General features: G+C 33.1%; 22 protein-coding genes and 1 tRNA gene. 19 read left to right on the plus strand and 4 right to left on the minus strand.

Annotation, left to right across the window (positions count from 1 at the left end; genetic code table 11):
* Window positions 1-7: 7 nt before the first annotated feature.
* Window positions 8-1,300 (minus strand): aminopeptidase P family protein, encoded by a 1,293-nt coding sequence (locus tag IR010_RS14255; RefSeq protein WP_194604763.1) that lies wholly within the window; start codon window positions 1,298-1,300, stop codon window positions 8-10.
* Between the two features lie 801 nt (window positions 1,301-2,101).
* Here IR010_RS14255 and IR010_RS14260 point away from each other — a divergent pair.
* The 3 genes from IR010_RS14260 to IR010_RS14270 all read left to right on the plus strand — a co-directional run bounded on the left by IR010_RS14260 (window position 2,102) and on the right by IR010_RS14270 (window position 3,934).
* Window positions 2,102-2,554, plus strand: a complete 453-nt coding sequence (locus IR010_RS14260) for a GNAT family N-acetyltransferase (RefSeq protein ID WP_194570298.1) — start codon at window positions 2,102-2,104, stop codon at window positions 2,552-2,554.
* Window positions 2,554-3,294 carry a LytTR family DNA-binding domain-containing protein gene (locus tag IR010_RS14265; RefSeq protein ID WP_194570300.1) on the plus strand — a complete coding sequence of 247 codons (741 nt, stop codon included), beginning with the start codon at window positions 2,554-2,556 and terminating at the stop codon, window positions 3,292-3,294. The genes IR010_RS14260 and IR010_RS14265 overlap by 1 nt, the downstream gene beginning before the upstream one ends.
* A 100-nt stretch (window positions 3,295-3,394) precedes the next feature.
* Window positions 3,395-3,934: a hypothetical protein gene (locus IR010_RS14270; protein WP_194570302.1), complete on the plus strand. Its 540-nt coding sequence runs from the start codon at window positions 3,395-3,397 to the stop codon at window positions 3,932-3,934.
* A 182-nt stretch (window positions 3,935-4,116) separates the two neighbouring features.
* On the opposite strand, the gene IR010_RS14275 is transcribed toward IR010_RS14270, so the two are convergent.
* On the minus strand, window positions 4,117-5,478 hold the full coding sequence (locus IR010_RS14275) for a hydroxymethylglutaryl-CoA synthase family protein (protein WP_194604765.1): 1,362 nt from the start codon (window positions 5,476-5,478) through the stop codon (window positions 4,117-4,119).
* A gap of 321 nt (window positions 5,479-5,799) precedes the next feature.
* On the opposite strand from IR010_RS14275, the gene IR010_RS14280 reads away from it, so the two are divergent.
* The 5 genes from IR010_RS14280 (at window position 5,800) to IR010_RS14300 (ending at window position 11,700) form a co-directional block, all read left to right on the plus strand.
* Entirely contained in the window at window positions 5,800-6,465 is a 666-nt protein-coding gene (locus tag IR010_RS14280) for a succinate dehydrogenase cytochrome b subunit (protein ID WP_029270803.1), read from the plus strand.
* 11 nt (window positions 6,466-6,476) lie between these two features.
* Entirely contained in the window at window positions 6,477-8,477 is a 2,001-nt protein-coding gene (locus IR010_RS14285; protein WP_029270802.1) for a fumarate reductase/succinate dehydrogenase flavoprotein subunit, read from the plus strand.
* Window positions 8,478-8,570: 93 nt separating this feature from the next.
* The gene (locus IR010_RS14290; protein ID WP_029270800.1) at window positions 8,571-9,317 is read left to right on the plus strand and encodes a succinate dehydrogenase/fumarate reductase iron-sulfur subunit; all 747 of its coding nucleotides are present in this window, start codon (window positions 8,571-8,573) and stop codon (window positions 9,315-9,317) included.
* Window positions 9,318-9,844: 527 nt separating this feature from the next.
* Window positions 9,845-10,621: a DeoR/GlpR family DNA-binding transcription regulator gene (locus tag IR010_RS14295; RefSeq protein ID WP_194604768.1), complete on the plus strand. Its 777-nt coding sequence runs from the start codon at window positions 9,845-9,847 to the stop codon at window positions 10,619-10,621.
* A 311-nt stretch (window positions 10,622-10,932) separates the two neighbouring features.
* A complete protein-coding gene (locus tag IR010_RS14300) occupies window positions 10,933-11,700 on the plus strand; it encodes a nitrilase family protein (RefSeq protein WP_194604771.1) in 768 nt (255 codons plus the stop codon).
* Here the strand turns inward: IR010_RS14300 and IR010_RS14305 are convergent.
* Entirely contained in the window at window positions 11,697-13,385 is a 1,689-nt protein-coding gene (locus tag IR010_RS14305) for an Ig-like domain-containing protein (RefSeq protein ID WP_194604775.1), read from the minus strand. The two genes, IR010_RS14300 and IR010_RS14305, sit on opposite strands and share 4 nt — an antisense overlap.
* A gap of 171 nt (window positions 13,386-13,556) precedes the next feature.
* Here IR010_RS14305 and IR010_RS14310 point away from each other — a divergent pair, with 171 nt between their 5' ends.
* The 5 genes from IR010_RS14310 (at window position 13,557) to IR010_RS14330 (ending at window position 17,891) form a co-directional block, all read left to right on the plus strand.
* Window positions 13,557-14,561, plus strand: coding sequence for a hypothetical protein (locus IR010_RS14310; RefSeq protein WP_194604779.1), 1,005 nt, complete (start codon window positions 13,557-13,559; stop codon window positions 14,559-14,561).
* Window positions 14,521-16,875 carry a hypothetical protein gene (locus IR010_RS14315; protein WP_194604782.1) on the plus strand — a complete coding sequence of 785 codons (2,355 nt, stop codon included), beginning with the start codon at window positions 14,521-14,523 and terminating at the stop codon, window positions 16,873-16,875. The genes IR010_RS14310 and IR010_RS14315 overlap by 41 nt, the downstream gene beginning before the upstream one ends.
* Before the next feature lie 4 nt (window positions 16,876-16,879).
* Window positions 16,880-17,284: a methylmalonyl-CoA epimerase gene (mce, locus tag IR010_RS14320; RefSeq protein WP_194570316.1), complete on the plus strand. Its 405-nt coding sequence runs from the start codon at window positions 16,880-16,882 to the stop codon at window positions 17,282-17,284.
* 147 nt (window positions 17,285-17,431) lie between these two features.
* Window positions 17,432-17,505, plus strand: a tRNA-Ile gene (locus IR010_RS14325).
* Between the two features lie 176 nt (window positions 17,506-17,681).
* Window positions 17,682-17,891: a hypothetical protein gene (locus IR010_RS14330; protein ID WP_029270784.1), complete on the plus strand. Its 210-nt coding sequence runs from the start codon at window positions 17,682-17,684 to the stop codon at window positions 17,889-17,891.
* Window positions 17,892-17,926: 35 nt separating this feature from the next.
* Here the strand turns inward: IR010_RS14330 and IR010_RS14335 are convergent, their stop codons facing one another.
* The gene (locus tag IR010_RS14335) at window positions 17,927-18,517 is read right to left on the minus strand and encodes a riboflavin synthase (RefSeq protein WP_194570319.1); all 591 of its coding nucleotides are present in this window, start codon (window positions 18,515-18,517) and stop codon (window positions 17,927-17,929) included.
* Between the two features lie 57 nt (window positions 18,518-18,574).
* Between IR010_RS14335 and pdxA the strand changes: the two genes are divergently transcribed.
* From pdxA to accC, 6 genes are all read left to right on the plus strand, one after another.
* Window positions 18,575-19,624 (plus strand): 4-hydroxythreonine-4-phosphate dehydrogenase PdxA, encoded by a 1,050-nt coding sequence (pdxA, locus tag IR010_RS14340; RefSeq protein ID WP_194604785.1) that lies wholly within the window; start codon window positions 18,575-18,577, stop codon window positions 19,622-19,624.
* 106 nt (window positions 19,625-19,730) lie between these two features.
* On the plus strand, window positions 19,731-20,282 hold the full coding sequence (locus IR010_RS14345) for a YceD family protein (RefSeq protein WP_029270778.1): 552 nt from the start codon (window positions 19,731-19,733) through the stop codon (window positions 20,280-20,282).
* Window positions 20,283-20,291: 9 nt separating this feature from the next.
* Window positions 20,292-20,486 carry a 50S ribosomal protein L32 gene (gene rpmF / locus IR010_RS14350; protein ID WP_007137315.1) on the plus strand — a complete coding sequence of 65 codons (195 nt, stop codon included), beginning with the start codon at window positions 20,292-20,294 and terminating at the stop codon, window positions 20,484-20,486.
* 173 nt (window positions 20,487-20,659) lie between these two features.
* Window positions 20,660-21,658 carry a beta-ketoacyl-ACP synthase III gene (locus IR010_RS14355; protein WP_029270774.1) on the plus strand — a complete coding sequence of 333 codons (999 nt, stop codon included), beginning with the start codon at window positions 20,660-20,662 and terminating at the stop codon, window positions 21,656-21,658.
* Window positions 21,659-21,681: 23 nt separating this feature from the next.
* On the plus strand, window positions 21,682-22,167 hold the full coding sequence (gene accB, locus IR010_RS14360; protein WP_029270773.1) for an acetyl-CoA carboxylase biotin carboxyl carrier protein: 486 nt from the start codon (window positions 21,682-21,684) through the stop codon (window positions 22,165-22,167).
* Between the two features lie 98 nt (window positions 22,168-22,265).
* Complete coding sequence (gene accC / locus IR010_RS14365; protein WP_194604788.1) at window positions 22,266-23,612, plus strand: acetyl-CoA carboxylase biotin carboxylase subunit; 1,347 nt, start codon at window positions 22,266-22,268, stop codon at window positions 23,610-23,612.
* The last annotated feature ends 246 nt before the right edge of the window (window positions 23,613-23,858 follow it).

Raw genomic sequence — 23,858 nt, forward strand, 5'->3', positions numbered from 1 at the left:
TTTTAAATTATTCATTCATTAATGTTTCAATCTCCTCAACTTCAACCGGAATGTTGCGCATTAAGTTAAACGGCGCTCCTTTTTCCTGAACCACAACGTTGTCTTCCAAACGAATTCCGAAACCTTCTGCAGGAATATAGATTCCAGGTTCTACCGTAAAAACCATATTGGCTTTCATTGGTTCGTGAAGTAATCCGTAATCGTGTGTGTCAAGTCCCATATGGTGAGAAGTTCCGTGCATGAAATATTTTTTATAGGCTGGCCATTCTGGATTTTCGTTCTGAACATCAGCTTTGTCAATTAATCCTAAACCTAATAATTCAGATGTCATGATTTTACCCACTTCAACATGATATTGTTTCCAAAGTGTTCCTGGTGTTAACATTTTTGTAGCTTCGTTTTTAACTCTCAAAACGGCATTATAAACTGCTTTTTGTCTTTCAGAGAATTTACCAGAAACCGGAATAGTTCTAGTCATATCGCTCGAATAATTAGCATATTCTGCCGCAACGTCCAACAAAATTAAATCGCCAGCTTTACATTGCTGATTGTTTTCGATATAATGTAAAACGTTCGCATTGTTTCCAGAAGCAATAATTGGCGTATAAGCAAAACCTTTAGAGCGGTTACGGATGAATTCGTGCGCCAATTCTGCTTCAATTTCATATTCGGTTACGTTTGGTTTCACAAACGAAAGCAATCTGCGGAAACCTTTCTCCGTAATATCACAAGCTTGCTGAATCAAATCAATTTCTTCGCTTTCTTTTACAGAACGAATGCGTTGTAAAATTGGATTGCTTTTCGCTACATTGTGTGCAGGATAACGTTCTTTCCACCATTTTACAAAACGAGCTTCGCGGGTTTCAGTTTCAACCGTTGCGCGGTAATGTTCGTTTGTATTAATGTACATCGTATCGGCATACGTCATCATTTCATTCAAAACTTTATGAAAATCCTGCAACCAATAAACAGTTCTAATTCCAGAAACCTGAAAAGCGCGTTCTTTACTTAATTTTTCACCTTCCCAAACCGCAATATGGTCGTTAGTTTCTTTCAAGAAAAGAATCTCTTTTTGACTTTCGTAAGGCGCATCTGGAAACAAAAGCAAAATACTTTCTTCCTGATCTACACCACTTAAATAAAAAATGTCGCGGTGTTGTGCAAACGGCAAAGTACTGTCGGCACTAATTGGGTAAATGTCATTTGAGTTGAAAACGGCAACCGAATTAGGTTTCATTTCTGCCGTGAATTTTTTGCGGTTTTTTACAAAAAGAGCGCTGTTTATTTGATGATATTTCATAATAATTTCGTTTTTGAACTTCGAATTTCAAAATTACTATTTTTTACAGAAGTGCGTATAATTGATTTATTAAAGTTTTCTTATTTGTTAGAGTTTGCCACAAAGACCCTAAGACACAAAGTTTTTGCACAATCTTGTCATTTCGGCGAAGGAGAAATCTCCGCAAGTAACTCCGTAAAGATTGATAAACGCAAAGTTCTGTCATTTCGACGGAGGGAGAAATCACAATAGAAACTCGACAAAGATTGGCGATTTACACAGATTTGACAGATTTTTAATCTTAATTTAGTATCTTAAAATAGGCGTGCCCCTCCGGTTCGTCGCGAAGCTTCGGGATCGGCTATATTTTTTATTTTGCTCCGCTGCATAAAAGGATACCGCCTTTATCTCTCACGCTTGCGGTTTAAAAAGAAGAAACAGATAATTAGAAATTTTGATTTTGTAATAATGTTGTTTTAATTCTTATTTTCGGTTATGAAAAAGAATTTCAAAAAACAAACTGAAAAGAATGGCGAATTACAAATGGACAATTAATTTGAGTATTGCTACACCAATGATTTTAATTTCTTCTATAATTATTTGAGGAGGAGGACATGGTTTTACAGATCAACTTATTGTTTTGTTTCCTTGGGGTTCTTTTTTTTTATCTGTTGATGTTGGTTTTCTTTTTTAGTTTAATACAATTTCCTATTTATGGACTTTTCTATGATAAATCTTTTAATAAATTGAAAACAGTATGTACAACTACTGTAACTCATTTATTAGTAGCGACAGGAGTTTTTTTTAAAATATAAATAAAAGATGAAAGAAATAATATTATTTTCAAAAGCTGAAATAAGAAAAGTGAATACTCTAGACCTAGATTTCATCTATAAATCAATCTGTGAATTAGAAAATGAAATTATAGAATTCGAAGTATTCAAAGCAATCTTTAACGAAAACATTTCAAATCCAAAAAATCTTTATTTAATAGCCGAAAACAAAAACGAACCATTAGGTTTTATAAGCTTTCACACCCAAAATCTTTTACATCATTGCGGATTAGTTGGCGAAGTTCAGGAATTTTTTATTCATCAAAATTATCGTGGTCAAGGTGTTGGAAGATTATTGATAAATGAGATTTTAAATTTTGCAGATCAGAATAATTTAAAAAGCATCGAAGTAACCACAAATAAAAAAAGGGTAGAAAATGTATCTATTTACGAAAATCTTGGATTTACTTTATCGCATAATAAGTTCACTATTTATAAGTAATGAAACAGCTAAATTCATCCATAAAACACAATCTGATAGTAGGCTTGTTGCTTGCTTTATGGATATTCATTTTTGCTTTTATTATAAAACCTTTTGATGACGGAACTTTAAATTTTCGTTCTTGGTTTTTAATAAGTCTTGGCTTTAGCGTAATAGCATTTTTATGTTATGGCATTTTTGCTTTTGTTCAAAAAGCGGTTTACGAAAAAAAAGCAAAATGGAACAGCAGTTTAGAAATTGGCAGTGTCCTGTTTTTTTACGTGATTTATTTAATCTGTATTTACACCTATTATAAAAGTCCGATTTTAAAAGGAGGATATGATTTTGGGCAATTCTTCTCGATAATATTTATAAAAGTAGCGCTTGTTGTAACTCCAGTAATTGTTCTGGCAAGAATATATTTAATAAAACTGATTCCGATAAAAGATGAAGTTTTAATTATTAGAGGCGAAAACAAATTAGATGTTTTAAAAATCAGCAAAGCCGATTTAGTTTGTATTTCTAACGCTCAAAATTATGTAGAGATTTTCTATCTTGAAAACGAAAAACTAACTTCAAAACTGCTTCGGGCTTCTCTTAAAAAAGTACAGCAAGATTTTGATTTCTTACTTCAAATTCATCGTTCTCATTTAATAAATCCGATGCATTTTAAATCTTGGCGAAATCAAAATACGGTTCTTCTTACCCAAATCGAACTTCCGGTTTCTAAAAATTATAAAGAAGCTTTATTGTCTTTGTAATTTCGTACCTAAAAACGCTGGTTTTGTACCTAAGTTAGTAAAATAAGGATTTACGTAGGTTTTTCATTTTAGTTTTGTTCATCAATTTTTAAAATAAATTATGAAAACAAAACACCTTTGCCTAATCGGATTATTATTTTTCGTCATCAGTTATTTATTCTTTTCTAAAATTTTGCCCAACTTTCATCAGCCAATCGATTTTGCACATTGGTTCAATTTAATTGGAGCTTGTTTGTTATTTTCTTTCAATCATGTATTTCCTAAAAACAGATTAAATCTGGTCGCTTCTACAATTACTGCATTAGGCGTTATTGCACACATCGGACTTTGCACAATCGACTTACTAATGTGGAGTTTTGGGAATGATGATTTTGCCAGAGAAAAATTAAGCCAGCATATTAGTAATGCGCCATCGATTTTATATCCTTTTGTAATTGTTGGTCCGTCTTTACTTTTTATTGGACTTTCTATGCACGCGTTGAATTTTATCAAAACAAATACGATAAGTTTTCTCATGGTTTTTGTTTCTTCACTGGCAATCGGTTTTTCCTTTTTTGTATTAAAAAATGGAGTTTATATGCTGGTGAGTTGTATTGTTTTTGTTTTGGGATTAGGATTTTTACTTTATAGAAAGGAATAAAAACAGAAGCCATGCATTAAATTAGTTTGGCATAAAAATCCAAATTCAATTAAATAAGAAAGATTGATGTCTTATTTAAAAGCAAGAAGCGCAATTTTTTTACAATATTGAAATAACCCAAAGAAAAAAAAACCGAAACATGAAGCTTCGGTTTTGGAATTTCCTTATTGGAATTTAAAAATTTAATCAATCCATTTATAATATCTAGCTCCAATCAAATTTGGAATTTCTTTTTCAATTCGGTCCAGAACCCATTCGTTTTTCGGAGTTCGAACACTTGTTTTTTGTTCTTTTTTATGAAGGCTTTCATAAGTTTCAAAACCAATTTCTATGCTTTCAGCTAAGTTTTCAAAAAGCTTTACATTTGCCAAAGCCGATTTCCATTCCGGTTGAATCGTTCCTTCAAAAACTTTCGATTTAGATCCGCTTCCGTAAGCAAGGAATCCGAATTTAGTTCCGGCAACTTCTTTATTGCTGTCATAAAAATGAGCTAAAGTCGATAATAATCCCATGAAAATGGAACCTGTATATAGATTCCCAATTAGCGATGAAGCCAATTCTGCAGGCTGTAATTTCTCGGTTACAAATTTTCTGTATTCATCAGATTTTCCAACTTCTTTAATTTTGGTTTGATAATCTGCCGGTGCAATATTCTCTGAAATAATTTTATCATTATGATCTAAAGCGTAAATTTCAGATAACATTCGTCGCCCCTGAAAAGAATACGGCAAGTGCATGATAATGCTGTTCCAGGAATTGTATAAAGTTTCGGTAGTGTTTTTTAGTTTTTTAAATGAAAAATAAGCATTACGCGTACGATCCATATAACATTGATTCGAATATTGGCCGTCAAAAACCGGCTGATCCTTGTGGATCTCGATTTCAGCTTCTAAATTATCAAACCACGGATCGTTGTTTTGGTTTTGCGTAATCGCTTCTTTTGAAACGCTTCTGTAAGGTTTAAAGAAATCGAAAACACCTTTTGTACTTGTAGCCCAATTTTCATCAAAAGCAATTATTCTTGGGTTTGAAGTTATAAGCATTGCTACAGCTCCGGCGCCTTGTGTGTATTCTCCGGTTGAGTTTAGATCGTATTTAGCAAAATCAGTCGTAACCACAATTGCTTTTTTGGTTGGATTTAGTTTTACAAAATCGATACAGTTTTGCAACGCGTCAATACCGCCAATACAGGCAAAAGTAAAATCGACAACATCACATTCTGCTAAAGAATCTTCACCAAATTTTTGTTCCATTAAGCTGATTAAAAAAGAACTAATTGGTTTCGAGCTGTCGATACCGCTTTCAGTACCAACGTAAATTCGGCTGATTTCACTTAAGTTTATTTCGTTTTCAAGAATAAGTTTAGTCAAAGCATTTGCTCCAAAAACGACTGCATCTTGATGAACGTCTGGTAAAGTCATTTTAAGTAATCCGAGACCTTTTTCTAATTTTTCGGCTTCAATATTTCGGGCAACGGCCAAAGTTTTTATGGGTAAATGTACGTTGGCTACATCAAAAGAGATAGCGTCAATTCCTGTTTTCATTCTGATTTTTTTTGAAGCCGATAAAGGTAAAATTATGCTATTAAAATTCAGCCGTTTTATTGGATTAAAATTGCTGTAGCGTTTATTTTTGAGGAAAAGAAACCAAAAAGTATAAAAAAATAACAATTTGGTAATTATATAAAAGTCAGGATTTAGTTAAAATGCTTTCAGAAAAAACCCTATTTTGTTGTTTTTAAATAATTTGCAATAATGTTATTCAAAGCTCTTTAAAATCATTATAAATAACAGCGAAATGGTTGTAGTTCATGTCTAATTGCTTTATTTTTGTCTAATTTTTTAAAACAAACTACTTAAACACTTATGGCACAATCTGCACAGTTGAATGCTTCCATCTTAAAGAAAGTGGCTATGGCTCTTTCGGGAATATTCTTAATCACGTTTTTAGCGCTGCATGTTTCCTTAAATTTTATTTCTATTATTAGTGAAGATGTTTTTAACGAGGCTTCGCACTTTATGGGATACAATCCGCTGATACAATATGTTATGCAGCCAGTTTTGGCAATTGGAGTAATTTTCCATTTCGTAATGGGATTTGTACTTACTGCTCAAAACAATGCAGCAAGACCAATTGCTTATGCAAGATACAACGGAGCGGCAAACGCTTCTTGGAGTTCTAGAAATATGATTATTTCTGGATTGGTTATTTTGGCTTTCTTAGGATTGCATTTTTATGATTTTTGGTTTCCAGAAGTAAACTATAAATATGTAGTAGGTAATGCGCCAGATGCTACAAGATATTATGGAGAGTTAGTTCATAAATTTCAAGATCCAATCCGTACAGGATTATACTGTGTGTCTTTTATCCTTTTAGGATTTCACCTTTGGCACGGATTCGGTTCATCTCTTCAGTCAATGGGGATGCACAATAAATATTCTAGATTTTTAAGTAAAGTGGGTTATGGTTTTGCAGTTGTAGTACCGGCACTTTTCGTAATTATCGCATTATTTCATCATTTCAATAATTAATATAAATTATAATGGCATTAGATTCAAAAATTCCACACGGCCCAATATCGGACAAATGGACAGATTATAAAGATCATATTAATTTAGTAAACCCTGCAAACAAACGTAATTTAGATATTATCATTGTTGGTACAGGTTTGGCTGGAGGTTCAGCTGCGGCTACTTTGGCTGAGCAGGGATATAACGTAAAAGCTTTTTGCTTTCAGGATTCACCAAGACGTGCGCACTCTATTGCAGCACAAGGGGGAATCAATGCAGCAAAAAATTATAAAGGTGATGGTGACTCAGTTTACAGATTATTTTACGATACTGTAAAAGGGGGTGACTACCGTGCACGTGAGGCAAACGTTCACCGTTTGGCTGAAGTTTCTGCTAATATTATTGACCAATGTGTGGCTCAAGGAGTTCCATTGGCTCGTGAATATGGCGGACTTTTAGATAACCGTTCTTTTGGAGGAACTTTGGTTTCTCGTACTTTTTATGCACAAGGGCAAACTGGTCAGCAATTATTGTTAGGAGCTTATTCTGCAATGAATCGTCAGATTGGTCGTGGAAAAATTAAAATGTACAATCGTCATGAAATGCTTGACCTTGTTATCGTAAACGGAAAAGCGAGAGGTATTATCGCTCGTAACTTAATTACTGGAGAAATAGAAAGACATTCTGCTCACGCGGTAGTAGTTGGTTCTGGAGGATACGGAAACGTATTTTTCTTGTCAACAAATGCTATGGGAAGTAATGCAACAGCAGCTTGGAAAATTCATAAAAAAGGAGCGTTTTTCGCAAATCCTTGTTACACACAAATTCACCCAACTTGTATTCCAGTTTCTGGAGATCACCAGTCAAAACTGACTTTGATGTCTGAATCGTTACGTAATGACGGTCGTATTTGGGTTCCTGCAAAATTAGAAGATGCTAAAGCAATTCGTGAAGGAAAGAAAAAAGCAACAGATTTATCTGAAGCTGAGAGAGATTATTTCTTAGAAAGAAGATATCCTGCTTTTGGTAACTTAGTACCTCGTGACGTTGCGTCTCGTGCTGCAAAAGAAAGATGTGATGCTGGTTTTGGAGTTAACAAAACTGGAGAAGCTGTTTACTTAGATTTTGCTGCAGCGATCAAACGTTACGGAACTGAAGAAGCTTTCGTAAAAGGTTTAGATGCAAATGATGCTGCATTAGTAACTAAATTAGGAGCTGAAATCGTGAAAAGTAAATACGGAAACTTATTCCAAATGTATTACAAAATTGTTGACGAAGATCCTTATACTACACCAATGATGATTTACCCTGCAGTTCACTATACGATGGGTGGAACTTGGGTAGATTATAATTTAATGACTACAATTCCTGGATGTTTCTCAATTGGAGAATCTAACTTCTCTGATCACGGAGCAAACAGACTTGGAGCTTCTGCTTTGATGCAAGGTTTAGCTGATGGATATTTCGTGTTACCATATACTATTGGAGATTATTTAGCTCCGGATATTAAAATGGGACCAATTTCTACAGATTTGCCAGAATTCGTAGCAGCAGAAAAAGAAGTAAAAGATCAAATCGACAGATTTATCAATAATAAAGGAACTCATTCTGTAGATTATTTCCATAAGAAATTAGGAAAAATCATGTGGGATAAAGTAGGTATGGCACGTAATGCTAAAGGTTTAACTGAAGCTATCGAAGAAATTGCTGCTTTACGTGAAGAGTTTTATAAAGATGTAAAAGTTCCTGGAAGCGCTAACGAATTTAATCAGGAATTAGAGAAAGCAACACGTGTTGCCGATTTCTTAGAGTTAGGAGAGTTGTTCGCAAAAGATGCATTACACCGTAATGAATCTTGTGGAGGTCACTTCCGCGAAGAATACCAAACAGAAGAAGGAGAAGCACTTCGTGATGACGAAAACTTTGCATACGTTGCAGCTTGGGAGTACAAAGGAAAACCAAGTGACGCGGTATTACACAAAGAACCTCTGGTTTACGAAAACATTAAATTAGTTCAAAGAAGCTACAAATAAGAATTTGGTCGAAAGTCCAAAGTCTTAAAGTCCAAAGGCAAAATGTCAAGCGACTTTCGACTTTCGACTTTATGACTTTCAAACTAAAAAGGTATGAAACTTACATTAAAAATATGGCGTCAAAAAAACGCCCAAGATAAAGGGGGAATTGTTGATTACCCAATCGACGGAATCGAACCAGATATGTCTTTCCTTGAAATGCTTGATGTTCTTAACGAACAATTAATCAACAAAGGAGAAGAGCCAGTAGCATTTGACCACGATTGTCGTGAAGGAATTTGCGGAATGTGTTCTTTATTCATCAACGGAGAAGCACACGGGCCAGACAGAGGAGTTACAACTTGCCAATTGCACATGCGTATGTTTAAAGATGGTGACACGATTTTTATCGAGCCATTTAGAGCAAAAGCTTTCCCTGTAATTAAAGATTTAGTTGTAGACAGAAGTTCTTTTGACAGAATTCAGCACGCTGGTGGATTTATCTCGGTAAATACTTCAGGAAATACAATTGATGCGAATACAATTCCGATTAACAAACACGATGCAGATAAATCATTTGATGCTGCTGCTTGTATTGGTTGTGGAGCTTGTGTTGCAACTTGTAAAAACTCATCTGCAATGTTGTTCGTTGCTGCAAAAGTATCGCAATACGCTTTATTGCCACAAGGTAAAATCGAAGCTGTTGATCGTGTTTTAAACATGGTACACCAAATGGATCATGAAGGTTTTGGTAACTGTACTAATACCGGAGCTTGTGAAATCGAATGTCCTAAGGGAATTTCTCTTGAGAATATTGCACGTATGAACCGTGAATATTTATCTGCAAGTTTAAAAGGATAATCTAAAGACTTTTAGTTTTAAATAAAAAAAGGATCAGCTTCAACTGATCCTTTTTTTTGTGTTTTATTTCTAAAAAATTAATGTCAATGAAAGTTTTAATTTATAACTGGGCATTTATGCAATAAAATATTTTATAACATCGACAGTAAAAAAATGACGAAAACACATAGGTACAATCCGTGCTAAGTGTGTCTTGGCACATCTTCGGCAGTAATAACAGGAGGTTTTATTACTTGATTTTTTTGGTTTATTAGGAAGTATTTGCATAAACGCTGAACTCCATAGTATAATCTTTCTTCACTAACGGTAATTGTTATCTTTTTTAAAGTAATATTAATTTGATAAGCTGCTTTTTTTGATTAAAAGGGTTGACTTTTTGCAATAAATTCTTTTCTGCAAAAAATGCAAAAGCAATTCTTGCTTAAATGTCTTTAAAATAGAGTGATTATCTTTTTGTTTGTTTGTGTTGTGCTTTGTTTCGCAATATTATTGCATTTATTGTTTAAATTTGTTTAAAAATAATTCGCATGAATAATGATAATGAAGCAGTAAATTACAGTAAGGAAGAACGTAAAAATCTTATTTTAAAAGAGATTAACTTGCATACCCGTGTAAGTTTCGAAACGCTTTCGGCTAAATTATTTGTTTCAGAAGATACTATAAGACGTGATATAAATGAACTTGAATCAGAATCTTTATTGATAAAAGTAAAAGGGGGTGCGATGACAAAAGCATATCACCATTCTTCATCCAATCAAACTTATGCAGGCGAATCTAAACAAATTATTGCGCAAAAAACTTTAGGACTTCTTCATGACGGAATGGTTCTGTTAATTGGTGGCGGTACTACAATTCGTGAATTCATTCGCTTAATTCCCAATGATTTAAATCTTACTATTTTCACGGTTACCGTTTTATCTGCGGTTGAACTTTTAGATAAGCCGAATGTTAAAATTATCATGATTGGGGGCAGTATTTCTTCGTACAGCCAAATGTGTGTGAGCGGCGATGTGTATAATCAATTGGCAAATATAAAAGTCGATTTATTACTATTAGGAACCAATGCTTTAGATATCGAAGGCGGATTCTCAGATTCTGACTGGGAAACCGTTCAGGTAAAAAAAGCAATGATTCAGGCTTCTGAAAAAAAAGCAATTTTGACTATTTCTGAAAAACTTGATACGGTTCTAAAAATGAAAATTGCCAACTTATCTGAGGTTGATTACGTTGTAACGGAGGTTGATCCAAGTGACGAAAAATTACAATCGTATAAGAAGGCAGTTCCAAGTGTACTTTTTATTTAATCCCAATTCTTCATTAAAAATTGAGCCAGTTTTAAAAAGATTCTTTTCTAATTCTTCATCACAATATCGGTTGTTTTAAAAATTGGCCATTCAATGCATTCTGGTTCAGATAATTTGTCGGCCAATCCCTATAATAATCTGGCGTTAAAGACATTGTTAGGGCCAATTTGATCCTTGGCGATTTTAGTTTTAGGTTCTTTTGTTTCGAAAAAATTTCCTTCATGCATCCCCAATCCTTTGTATAAATGTGCAGAACCGTCTGATTTCTAAAACTCATAGAAAGTGTTTTATAAAATTCGTATTTTTGAAGTATGAAAATCGCACTTATACAATCAGATCTTTATTGGGAAGATGCTTCTAAAAACAGAAAAAACTTGGAATCGAAAATAAATAAAATCGATTCTGAAGTAAATTTGATCGTTCTTCCAGAAATGTTTTCTACCGGATTTACTATGAATGCTTTACCTGTAGCCGAACCTATGGAAGGCGAAACATTTTTGTGGATGAAGGCGATAGCGAGACAAAAAAACTGCGCCGTTACAGGAAGTGTAATTATCATCGAAAACGAACAATATTATAATCGAATGTTGTTTGTTTTTCCGTCAGGAGAACTTAAATATTATGACAAACGTCATTTGTTTACATTGGCTGGAGAAGATCAGTCTTATACTGCAGGAACTCAAAAAGTAATTGTTAAGTACTTAAATTGGAAAATTTGCCTGCAGATCTGCTACGATCTGAGATTTCCTGTCTTTGCAAGAAATGTCGAAAATTATGATTTGCTTTTGTATGTTGCTAATTGGCCAAAAGTGCGTACAAACGCATGGGATGCCTTGTTAAAAGCACGAGCAATCGAGAACTTAAGCTATGTAATTGGAGTAAATAGAATAGGAGTAGATGCGAATAACTACGAATATATTGGACATTCGCAAGCAGTTGATTATTTAGGCAATTATATTCTAGAACCACAAGAAACAGAAAATGCTTTTGTGGTTGACTTAGATAAAAATAAAATGTTGGAAACCCGAGAAAAACTCGATTTTTTGAGTGATAAAGATTTTTTCGAAATTAAAATCTAAAAAGCTTTCCGTTTTTTGACTTCTTCTTTTTTCTTTTTCGCGTCTTCTTTTTTCTCCACTTCCGGATTAAAAGGAACACTCATATCAATTGCTTGATCTACATCCCAATTCGCGCGGACATCAACTGCTTTCTGGAAATAAAAGACTTCTTCTGAGTATGTCTTGGTTAAGAAATTACCAGAATCATAAATTTTATTTTTGTTGTCGTCGTATATAATTCGGACAGTAAATTCTTCTGGCTCTAATAAATTGAATTCGATTTTGGTTTTTCCTTCAGAATATTCAGTCGCAATAACGTTGTCACCTTTTTTATTGGTTATTTCAACGATAATAGGAAAGCGTTTTACATTCTGTAAATTCAACACTAAATTTCCGTAATCTTCTAATTCCTTCGTGCTTAGTTTATATGTTAAAGTATCGTTTGTTTTATCATAGAAATCAGTCAATGCGCCCGGCAAGAAAGTAAATTTATACTTTTCTAAAGGCTCTTTTTTGAAATCTACATACAATTTTTGTTCAAACTCATTATATTCTGTAGTAAAATCTACAGCAGTCGAATCTTTATTGATTAACTTGATTTTAGATTTATCAAATTTAACCAAAGGCGTTGCAGTTTCAAGCGTAAACCTGTCTCTGAAATTAATAATACCATTTTGAAGTGCCGTGATGTTCAGTGTGTCTTTTTTCTGGTCTTTAATCTTAAAATTGAATTTTTTGTTGTAGTTCTCAGCGTTCACTTCTAAAGAAAGCGAGTCGACTTTTATTGGTTTATACCAAATTTGCAATGAATCTTTTTTAGGAAATTGTGTTACAATAGATTCTACAACTTCATTATTATTTCTAATGGTGATTTTTGGCTTAGAAAGTTTGAAACTCTGTTTTGCATCATAAGGAAGAAACAATCTGTTTCCAGATACCTGAATAGGTTTCAGTGTTTTCAGCGGAAGCGTTTCCTTAAATAATTCTAATTCAAAAATAGTGTCGTTTGGTATCGTAATAGGATGCTTTATAAACCCGATTTTATCATCTTTGGGATTATATCGATTATTTCCAGATTTGTCTTTCATCGCCACTAAAAGATATTTTCCGGCTTTTAGATTTTCTAATTTAAAAGTACGCAAACTGTCTAAAGTGTTTGTAATGTACCTCGGGTATTCCTTATAAACAGCAGAATCTTTAAATTTATCGTTTACTTCGTACAGCATTACAGAAACAAAATTGTCTACATTTTTTTCATAAGAATCCTTAATGATACCGCTTATAGAAAGCGAATCAATATAAGATCCGGTCGAAAAAACATATTTAAATTGATTGATCGCATTTCCTTCATTATTATCGGCAATACTTTGACCAAAATTCAAACTATATGTTGTGTTTGGCTGTAAGGTGTCTTTGATTTTGATGCTGATAAATTTACTTACGTTAGTAGGTGTAATAACGGGCTCATGTTTCATAGGTGGCGAAACGATAAGCTGTTTGTTTATGTTTTTAAGTTTTATGTATTCATCAAATGTCAGAATGATTTCGTCTCCCTTAAAATCAGTGCTGAAATTTTTAGGCGAACTTGATCTTAAAACAGGAGCAAGAGTATCTTTTAGTCCACCTGTTATACTGCCTCTTTTGGCACAGCTCATCATTAAAAATACCAGTAAAAATGAAAAATATTTTAAGTTGTTTTTCAACATAATCGTTTTTGAATTTGATTGCACAAAATAACGATTATATTTGCTTTAATCGAAATTTTTTATCTATTTATTAGGATTCGCCCGTTTTGATTTTTCTTATTTTTAAGAATTTGAAAGCACTAATGGCACATAATTTCTTACTTTTGATTTCAAATGTAATTTCTGCTAGTTTTGATAAAAAGAATTTTTTTAGGCTGCCTGTTTTTTTTGCTCGTTGCCTGCGGTAAAAGTAACAGACCAATTATTGCTTTTTATTATTGGAAAACAATCTTGAAGTTTTCTGAAACCGAGAAAGAGATTTTGCATGATAATAAAGTAAATAAACTTTACGTCAGGTATTTTGATGTTGGCCTGCATCCTAAAACACAACAGCCTATACCAATAAGCCCGATTCATTTTCAAGAAAATACTAGCAATTTTGAAATTGTTCCTGTAATTTTTATTCAAAATAAAGTCATGCTTTTGTCGAATATTGATATAAATGATTTGGCTCAAAAGACAGTTCGTTTAGTCGAAGAAATAAATTCGAAAAATAAAATTGACTGCAAAGAAATTCAGATTGACTGCGATTGGACACTGAAAAGTAAAGACAATTATCTTAAATTTATAGAAAAATTTAAAACGCTTTCTCGGAAAAAACTCTCGGCGACAATTCGTCTGCATCAGGTGAAATATTTCAAAAAGACAAAAATTCCAAATGTTGATTCTGGTGTTTTGATGTATTATAATATGGGAACAATTGCAAACGATTCTTTAAATTCTATTTACAGCGAAAAAATCGCTAAAAAATATCTGGCAAGCTTAAAGAAATATCCGCTGCATCTTGATTTTGCCTTGCCAATATATTCTTGGGCAATTCATATCAGAAATCAGAAAGTGATTGGTTTACGCTCAAAACTTAATCTAAGCGAACTGAGAAAAGATGGAAATTTTCAGCAGATTAGCACCATTTTTTTTAAAACAAAACATTCTAATTATAAAAACGGCATTTTTTATGAAGAAAATGATTTGCTTAAAATAGAAGCTCTTTCATCTGAAAACTTGATTGAAATGGCGGATCAATTATCGGAGAATACGGCTGAGCATCCAAAAGAAATTATATTTTACGATTTAGATGAATTCAATTTAAAAAATTATGAAAAAAATATTTTTGAACAAGTTATTTCTTGTTTCTAGTACAGTTTTACTTTTTGCTTATGGAATAATTTATGCCTGCGCAGATGGCGATTGGGATTATTTTTTGGATAATTCTAATTTTACGCCAGAAACCTTTACAGATAAATCGTATACACCACTATTTTTATCAGGTTCAATTTTTTACGGAATTGGTTTTGATACCGAACATAATTCAAGATTCAATAAAAATATTCAATCAGATTGGGAAGTTTACCTTAAAGGAAAAGCCGATACCGCAACTGTAAATTATTTTTTAATTGGAGATGAATCGCCAAAGTACTATTCTGATAAAGATAAAACTATTGAAAACAAAAGCGAAATTGAACAGCTTCATGTGTATTTCAAAACCAAAAAAGATAATAAAACGTCTTTAAAATGGGGAAAGAAAATCAGTTTGAAAGATGCTAAAATTAAAAGTTTTATTGAGTTTTTATATTTGGCACAAAAAATTGAAACGGTTTCTATTGGAGACGATTATTGGAGTTATGATCCGGTTGTAGCGAAAACGTTTAATGATTTGAAAATGATTCAATCAATCGAGAATGTTTACAATACAACTGCAGATTCATTTCTAAAGAACAGATATTGGTTTCTTACCATGAAAGCCTATTTCTACAGTAATAATAAGCAGAAAGCAATTCAGTTTTTTAATGAGACAGAAAATTCAGTTCCAAAAAACACTTTATATTATCGTGCGCTCTCTTATGTGGCGGGAATAAATTACCAGCAGAAAAAATACGCAACTTCAAATTATTTGTACGCACAGGTATTTGACAAATGTCCGGAAATGCGAATTGTTACAGCTTATAGTTTTCATCCTAAAAATGAAGCTGACTGGACTAAGTCTTTGGCAATGGCTAAAAATAATCAAGAAAAGGCAGCGCTTTGGGCAATTCATGGTTATTATAAAGATGAAGTTCAGGCAATTGAAAAAATTTATGAATTAGATGCAAAAAGCGAACATCTTAATTATTTGCTTACGCGTTTGGTAAACAGACAAGAGCAAGATTTGAATAATTCATTTAAGCAGAGCGCAGGAGAAAATCAGCCAGTTAAAAATCAAACAATTGTAGAAAATAGAACTGAAAATTTAGCTAAAATCAATAAAAAAGCATTTGATGTTGTTTCAAAAATAGCAACAGCAGGAAATACTGAAAAGCCATATTTGTGGAATATTGCTTTAGGTTATCTCCAAACTCTAAAAGGCGATTTCGCTGTTGCGGATGCTAATTATGATAAAGCAGAAAAAACAATGCCACAGACAGAATTGGCAAAATACCAACTGCGATTACTTCGCTTTGTAAATAATCTAAGCAAAATAGATAAGCTGACAGATAAAAACGAAAAAACAATTTTAGCCGATTTAAATTGGCTTTATCAAGAACTTCCAAAAAACTATAAAGGATTGGAGTTTCGTTATCAAAATGCGGCACAGTGGAGCAAAAATTATTTAGCTATACTTTATAGCGCAAAAGCAAATCCGGTCATGGCAGAATTGTTTAATGAATCGCGCGATAATTATTGGAACGATGGTAATTCTTTTTATGATAACGAAAAGAATTTACTGGATATGAAAGCTTTTTTGGCTAAGCCAAATAAAACGGAGATCGAGAAAATTGCTGCTGGGATTTATAGTCTAAAATTAAAAGACATAAATAATTTTCAAGCAGTTCAGTCTACTTTCAAGAATAAAATTCCAGAAGCAATTGCTTTTATACAACAAACAGATTCGGTGCAGTATTATACTTTTTTAGGAAATCCATTTAATGGAAATATTAAAGACTGTCATGATTGTGAACACGCGGCGTATCAGAAGAAGAAATATTCGCAATTAGAATTCCTGACTACAATAAAATCAATGCAGGATAAATTAGCTCAAAAAGAAGACGTGTATACAAATAGTTTTCTGCTAGGAAATGCATTTTATAATATCACACATTTTGGAAACGGAAGGACTTTCTATGAAATTAATATTGTCGGATACGGTTCTAGTCCATATTCTTTCCGCGATTCAATGAAAAAAATGATTACCAATTGCGATGTTCCAAAAATGTATTATCAAAAAGCATTTGAAGCTGCAACGTCAAAAGAACAAAAAGCAAAATGCGTGTATTTGATTTCAAAATGTGAACGAAACGAATATTATAACAATAAGTATAATAATGTAACCAATTGGTGGAGTGTTGACGATGATAAAATTAATTTCCTTGCTTGGAATGGTTTTAAAACTTTAAAGAAAGACTATTCAGACACGAAATATTACCAAGATGTAATTGCAGAATGCGGTTATTTTAATACTTATATCAATCAATAATACTATGGTAAATAAAATAGAACATATTGGAATTGCCGTTAAAAACATAGACGACGCAAATGTATTGTTTGAAAAATTGTTAGGCATTCCGTCTTATAAAATGGAAACTGTCGAAAGCGAAGGTGTATTAACTTCTTTTTTTCAAACAGGAGTTAATAAAATTGAACTTTTAATGGCAACAAATCCAGAAAGTCCGATTGCTAAATTTTTAGAAAAAAAAGGAGAAGGAATTCATCATATTGCTTTTGATGTAGAAGATATTCATGCCGAAATTTCCCGCTTGAAAAGTGAAGGTTTTGTGCTGATAAACGAAGTTCCTAAAAAAGGCGCTGATAATAAATTGGTCGCTTTCCTGCATCCAAAAAATACAAATGGCGTTTTAGTAGAGCTTTGTCAGGAAATTAAGTAAAAAAATAATGTTTTTTGATTTCAAATAAGACATTGAGAATCAATTGTGTTTTAAAATATGAGGATTGCTATTTGAAATTAAATACAAATCATATCCTAAAATATTTGGAGTGAATTAAAAATAGTAGTAATATTGCATCCTCAAACCGGTCCTATAGCTCAGCTGGTTAGAGCACCTGACTCATAATCAGGTGGTCCCTGGTTCGAGCCCAGGTGGGACCACTCCAAAGCTTCATAAATCTTTATGAAGCTTTTTTTTTGTGTTTAAAGTTGCTTTTTTGCAAAAATCTTATACATTTGTCAAAGAAAAGCGTTATAAATCAAGGTTTTGTACGAAATTTCTATTATCAGGCCCCAAGTCTAATTAATATCGCACTTGCTTATAGCAGGTTTAACTTATGAAAATAAATAAAACTATTTTTTTAGCATTTTGCTTAGTTATAGCAAATGTGTCGAATGTTTTGTCGCAAGCTCCGCCAGACCCTAGGCCAGACCCGCCAGGACAAGAAACACCATTAGATACAAATCTTTTAATTTTATTAGCTGCAGGATTAATCTTCGGAACTGTAGTTATTTATAAGAACAAAATGAAAAAAGCTTCAATGTAAATTGAAGCTTTTTTTGCGAAATTGTCTTTTTTGCTTTATTTGCTGATCGAGTAAAGTCTAGAGATGTATTTTCCGACAACATCAAATTCTAAATTTATTTTTGTTCCAACTTTAAAGTTTTTGAAATTGGTGTGCTCAAAAGTATAAGGTATAATCGAAACGCTAAATTCATTTGTTTTAGAATTTACAACGGTAAGACTTACTCCATTTACAGTAATAGAACCTTTTTCTATTGTTATATTGTTGAGGTTTGAGTCGTATTCAAAAGTATAGTTCCAGCTTCCGTTTGCTTCTTCGATCTTAATACAAGTTCCGGTTTGATCTACATGGCCTTGCACGATATGACCGTCAAGACGGTCGCCAAGCTTCATTCCTCTTTCTAAATTAATAATGTCATTTACGTTCCAATCTCCAATATTTGTCTTTAAAATAGTTTCATCAATAGCCGTTACGGTATAAAAAGAATCTGTTATGTTAACGACAGTCAGGCAAATTCCGTTATGCGAAACGCTTTGGTCAATTTTTAATTCATTTGTAAAAGAAGACTCAACTGTAACGTGAAGATTGTTTTGATCTTTTTGTATTTCGTGAACCCTTCCTAGGGTTTCTATAATTCCTGTGAACATTGTTGTTTTATTTTACTAAATTTGCACATCAAAATTAGTAATAAATAAGCTGAGCTCATGAATAAAAAAGCAGAAAATATAATTGTTGGAATTTCAATTGGAGATTTAAACGGTATTGGAAGCGAAGTTATACTTAAAACATTCGAAGATTCTCGCATGTTGGAGATGTGTACGCCAGTTATTTTTGCCAATGCCAAAATACTTTCTTTCGTAAAAAAAAGTTTTACTTCATCAGTTCAATTTCATGGAATTGATAAATTAGATCAAGTTTTGCCTGGAAAAGTAAATGTATTTAATTTATGGAAAGAAGGCGTTGATATAAATTTAGGTCAAAATGATGAAAAGATCGGCGAGTATGCTATAAAATCTTTTGTAGCAGCAACCAAAGCTTTAAAAGAAGATTTGATAGATGTACTTGTTACAGCTCCGATAAATAAATATAACATTCAGTCAGAAGATTTTAAATTTCCAGGACATACAGATTATCTGAATCAAGAATTAGAGGGTAATGCTCTTATGATGATGGTTCAGGATAATTTGAGAGTGGGTTTGTTAACGGATCATGTGCCATTGAATGAAGTCTCTTCTCACTTAACAGAAGAATTAATTACAAGAAAAATTGAGACAGTAAGAAAATCGCTGATTCAAGATTTTAGCATAGTAAAACCAAAAATTGCTGTATTAGGATTAAATCCTCATGCTGGTGATGGAGGAGTTATTGGTAAAGAAGATGATTTGGTTTTAAAACCAGCCTTGAAGAAAATATTTGATGCCGGAACGATGGTATTTGGGCCATTTCCTGCTGATGGATTTTTTGGAAGCGGTCAATATGAAAAATATGATGCTATTGTGGCGACCTATCACGATCAAGGATTGATTCCTTTTAAAACATTATCTTTTGGAAAAGGAGTAAATTATACGGCAGGTTTAAACAAAGTGAGAACCTCGCCAGATCACGGTACAGCCTATGATATTGCTGGAAAAGATATGGCAGATTTTAATTCGTTTAAAGAGGCAGTTTATCTCGCGATAGATATTTTTCGTTCGCGTAATCAGTATGAGGAGATTAGCCAAAAACCTCTTAAAATAAAAGAAAAACAGTTATAAACAAAAAAAGGTGAATAAGATTATTAGTTTTATAATAATTTTATATCTTTGCACCCCAATTCAGGTATCTGAGTTTTAGATACGAGTTGGTCAAATTGATGTTGAAATGAGCAAAACAAAAGAATTTTTAATTCCTTTCATAGGATTAAAGCTGGGAAAACACCATTTTGAGTATCAAATAAGTAACACGTTCTTTGAGAACTTTGATTACGACGAATTTCAAAGTTCGGATATCAAAGTGAATTTAGTTTTAGATAAGAAAAGCAACATGTTAGAGTTGGAATTCAAACACAAAGGAACTGTAAATGTACCTTGTGATCTAACAGGCGAAGATTTTGATCTTCCTATAAAAGGGAAAATGAAATTAATTGTTCGCTTTGGAGATGAATTCAATAACGATAACGAAGAGTTGTTGATTTTACCACACGGAGAGCACGAAATAGATGTACAGCAATACATTTATGAAATGATTGCGCTTTCGGTACCGCTAAAACGAGTTCATCCAGGAGTAAAAGACGGCAGTTTGCAAACTGAAGCCTTGAAAAAACTAAATGAACTGACTGTAAAAGAAGTCAAAGAAGAAAAACAAGAGAGTAAAAAAGAAGAAGATATTGACCCGCGCTGGGACAAATTAAAGCAACTATTAACGGATAAATAATATAGTAAAATGGCACATCCTAAGAGAAAAATCTCGAAAACAAGAAGAGATAAGAGAAGAACACATTATAAAGCTACTGTAGCTCAAATCGCTACATGTCCTATTACTGGAGAAGCACATTTATACCACAGAGCTTACTGGCATGAAGGTAAAATGTATTACAGAGGGCAAGTTGTTATCGATAAATCTGTAGCGGTTGCTTAATACGTTTTTGTAAATGATACTGGAACTCTCACATAGTGAGAGTTTTTTTTGTTGGTTACAATTTTCTTTTTTTAAGAAATTATCTACAAATTAATTTCGTTTTTTTTTGTAATTTTCAAGTCTTTTAAAAATTTTTCAAATGCACTGTGTTTGAAAGGAAATAATAAAATATAATGAATACAATCACAGCCGCAATTACCGCTGTTGGAGCCTATGTTCCTGACTTTGTACTTTCAAACAAAGTATTAGAAACAATGGTCGATACTAATGATGAGTGGATCACTACTCGTACCGGAATTAAAGAAAGAAGAATTCTTAAAGATGCTGATAAAGGAACATCGTTTCTTGCCATTAAAGCAGCACAGGATTTAATAAAAAAAGCTAATATTGATCCGTTAGAGATTGATATGGTTATAATGGCAACAGCTACTGCAGATATGCCGGTAGCCTCTACAGGAGTTTATGTTGCAACAGAAATTGGAGCTACTAATGCATTTGCATACGATTTGCAGGCAGCATGTTCAAGTTTCTTATACGGAATGTCTACTGCAGCAGCTTATGTGCAGTCAGGACGTTACAAAAAAGTATTATTAATTGGTGCTGATAAAATGTCATCAATTGTAGATTATACAGACAGATCGACTTGTATTATTTTTGGAGATGGAGCAGGAGCAGTTTTGTTCGAACCAAATTATGAAGGCTTAGGCTTGCAAGATGAATACTTACGAAGCGATGGCGTAGGACGCGATTTTCTTAAAATTCCTGCCGGAGGTTCTCTAATACCAACTACTGAGGAGACCGTAAAAAACAGACAACATAATATTATTCAAGACGGAAAAACCGTTTTTAAATATGCTGTAACTAATATGGCTGATGCCAGCGAATTAATCGTTCAGAGAAATAATTTGACTAACGAAGATGTAAATTGGTTAGTACCGCATCAGGCAAATAAACGTATTATTGATGCAACTGCAAGCAGAATGAATCTTGACGATTCTAAAGTATTAATGAATATTGAAAAATATGGTAATACAACTTCTGCAACTTTGCCATTAGTAATAAGTGACTTTGAACACCTATTCAAAAAAGGAGATAATATTATTTTTGCTGCTTTTGGTGGTGGATTCACTTGGGGATCTATCTATTTAAAATGGGCTTACGATACAAAATAAATTAAAACTAAAAACGAATCATTATGGATTTAAAAGAAATTCAAAACCTAATCAAATTTGTAGCAAATTCGGGAGTTGCAGAAGTAAAGTTAGAAATGGATGATGTAAAAATCACCATCAGAACTACTTTAGAAGGAAATGTGACTGAAACTACATATGTACAACAATTGCCAGCTCAGGCACAATTGCCACAAGCAGTTGCTCCACAAACTGCTCCAGCTGTCGTAAACGTAACTAGCGAGGTATCTGCTCCAGCTGAAGATTCTAAATTTATTACTATAAAATCTCCAATTATCGGAACTTTTTATAGAAAACCATCTCCAGACAAACCAGTTTTTACTGAAGTAGGAAGTACTATTGCAAAAGGTGATGTTCTTTGTGTGATTGAAGCAATGAAATTATTTAACGAAATCGAATCAGAAGTTTCAGGTAAAATTGTAAAAATTCTTGTTGACGATATGTCTCCTGTAGAATTTGACCAACCTTTATTTTTAGTTGATCCATCTTAATTTTAGATCGTTAGATTTTTAGATTTCAGACTTTTTCGGAAGTGCTTAAAATCTAATTATCCAATTATCTAATTATCTAATTATCTAATTTTAAAAAGATGTTTAAAAAAATATTAATTGCGAATAGAGGAGAAATTGCACTTCGTGTAATTCGTACATGTAAGGAAATGGGAATCAAAACTGTAGCAGTTTACTCTACAGCAGATGCAGAAAGTCTACATGTAAAGTTTGCTGATGAAGCGGTTTGTATTGGTCCCCCTCCAAGTAACTTATCGTATTTGAAAATGTCAAATATTATTGCCGCTGCAGAAATTACGAATGCAGACGCAATACATCCAGGATATGGATTTCTTTCAGAGAATGCTAAATTCTCTAAAATTTGTCAAGAGCACGGAATCAAATTTATTGGTGCCGCTCCTGAAATGATTGATAGAATGGGAGATAAAGCTTCTGCAAAAGCGACAATGAAAGCAGCAGGAGTTCCATGTGTACCAGGTTCAGAAGGATTATTAGAATCTTTTGAACAAACACAAAAATTAGCTAAAGAATTTGGTTACCCAGTTATGCTTAAAGCAACTGCTGGTGGTGGCGGAAAAGGAATGCGTGCCGTTTGGAAAGAAGATGAACTGTTGAAAGCTTGGGAAAGTGCACGTCAGGAAGCTGCTGCTGCATTTGGAAATGACGGTATGTACATGGAGAAACTTATCGAAGAGCCACGTCATATCGAAATTCAGGTTGTTGGAGATTCTTACGGAAAAGCATGTCACCTTTCTGAAAGAGATTGTTCTGTTCAGCGTCGTCACCAAAAATTAACTGAAGAAACGCCTTCACCTTTCATGACAGACGAATTGCGTACTGCAATGGGAGAAGCTGCTGTAAAAGCTGCTGAATTCATTAAATACGAAGGAGCTGGAACAGTAGAATTTCTTGTAGACAAACACAGAAATTTCTATTTCATGGAAATGAATACACGTATCCAAGTAGAGCACCCAATTACTGAGCAAGTTATTGATTATGATTTGATTCGTGAGCAAATTATGGTTGCAGCTGGAATTCCGATTTCAGGGAAAAACTATTTGCCGCAATTACATGCTATCGAATGCCGTATTAATGCTGAAGATCCTTATAATGATTTTCGTCCTTCACCAGGAAAAATTACTACGCTTCATATGCCAGGCGGACATGGAGTACGTTTAGATACGCACGTTTATTCTGGTTACAGTATTCCTCCAAATTACGATTCAATGATTGCTAAGTTAATTACAACAGCGCAGTCTCGTGAAGAAGCTATCAGCAAAATGAGAAGAGCTTTAGATGAATTTGTTATTGAAGGTGTGAAAACTACAATACCATTCCATAGACAATTAATGGATGATCCAAGATATATTGCAGGAGATTATACAACTGCTTTTATGGATACTTTTAAAATGAATACAATAGAATAATTTAAAGGCTGTCAATTCTGACAGCCTTTTTTGTTTTACATAAATATGAACCCGAAAGATTTATAAAATCTTTCGGGTTTTTGTCATTTGTATCCTTAGTAAACACAATTTGTGTATACTTTTTACACACTTTTTATAAAATTACACACTTTTATATATTGATAAATTTTGGCGCAAATCTCTTAAACTACTGTAAAATAAGGCTTTTTGGGATGGAGACTAAGAAATGTTGGTTACGGCATGATA

Origin of the sequence: Flavobacterium sp. MR2016-29 (assembly GCF_015350695.1) — a bacterium.
Lineage (GTDB): Bacteria > Bacteroidota > Bacteroidia > Flavobacteriales > Flavobacteriaceae > Flavobacterium.

Coding starts and splice junctions, on each gene's coding strand:
- IR010_RS14315 (WP_194604782.1), top strand. CDS start 14,521: ATGAAAAAAATATTTTTGAACAAGTTATTTCTTGTTTCTAGTACAGTT.
- IR010_RS14260 (WP_194570298.1), top strand. CDS start 2,102: ATGAAAGAAATAATATTATTTTCAAAAGCTGAAATAAGAAAAGTGAAT.
- mce (WP_194570316.1), top strand. CDS start 16,880: ATGGTAAATAAAATAGAACATATTGGAATTGCCGTTAAAAACATAGAC.
- IR010_RS14285 (WP_029270802.1), top strand. CDS start 6,477: ATGGCATTAGATTCAAAAATTCCACACGGCCCAATATCGGACAAATGG.
- IR010_RS14330 (WP_029270784.1), top strand. CDS start 17,682: ATGAAAATAAATAAAACTATTTTTTTAGCATTTTGCTTAGTTATAGCA.
- IR010_RS14345 (WP_029270778.1), top strand. CDS start 19,731: ATGAGCAAAACAAAAGAATTTTTAATTCCTTTCATAGGATTAAAGCTG.
- IR010_RS14255 (WP_194604763.1), bottom strand. CDS start 1,300: ATGAAATATCATCAAATAAACAGCGCTCTTTTTGTAAAAAACCGCAAA.
- IR010_RS14280 (WP_029270803.1), top strand. CDS start 5,800: ATGGCACAATCTGCACAGTTGAATGCTTCCATCTTAAAGAAAGTGGCT.
- IR010_RS14290 (WP_029270800.1), top strand. CDS start 8,571: ATGAAACTTACATTAAAAATATGGCGTCAAAAAAACGCCCAAGATAAA.
- accB (WP_029270773.1), top strand. CDS start 21,682: ATGGATTTAAAAGAAATTCAAAACCTAATCAAATTTGTAGCAAATTCG.
- IR010_RS14335 (WP_194570319.1), bottom strand. CDS start 18,517: ATGTTCACAGGAATTATAGAAACCCTAGGAAGGGTTCACGAAATACAA.
- IR010_RS14300 (WP_194604771.1), top strand. CDS start 10,933: ATGAAAATCGCACTTATACAATCAGATCTTTATTGGGAAGATGCTTCT.
- IR010_RS14355 (WP_029270774.1), top strand. CDS start 20,660: ATGAATACAATCACAGCCGCAATTACCGCTGTTGGAGCCTATGTTCCT.
- pdxA (WP_194604785.1), top strand. CDS start 18,575: ATGAATAAAAAAGCAGAAAATATAATTGTTGGAATTTCAATTGGAGAT.
- IR010_RS14275 (WP_194604765.1), bottom strand. CDS start 5,478: ATGAAAACAGGAATTGACGCTATCTCTTTTGATGTAGCCAACGTACAT.
- IR010_RS14295 (WP_194604768.1), top strand. CDS start 9,845: ATGAATAATGATAATGAAGCAGTAAATTACAGTAAGGAAGAACGTAAA.
- accC (WP_194604788.1), top strand. CDS start 22,266: ATGTTTAAAAAAATATTAATTGCGAATAGAGGAGAAATTGCACTTCGT.
- IR010_RS14265 (WP_194570300.1), top strand. CDS start 2,554: ATGAAACAGCTAAATTCATCCATAAAACACAATCTGATAGTAGGCTTG.
- rpmF (WP_007137315.1), top strand. CDS start 20,292: ATGGCACATCCTAAGAGAAAAATCTCGAAAACAAGAAGAGATAAGAGA.
- IR010_RS14270 (WP_194570302.1), top strand. CDS start 3,395: ATGAAAACAAAACACCTTTGCCTAATCGGATTATTATTTTTCGTCATC.
- IR010_RS14305 (WP_194604775.1), bottom strand. CDS start 13,385: ATGTTGAAAAACAACTTAAAATATTTTTCATTTTTACTGGTATTTTTA.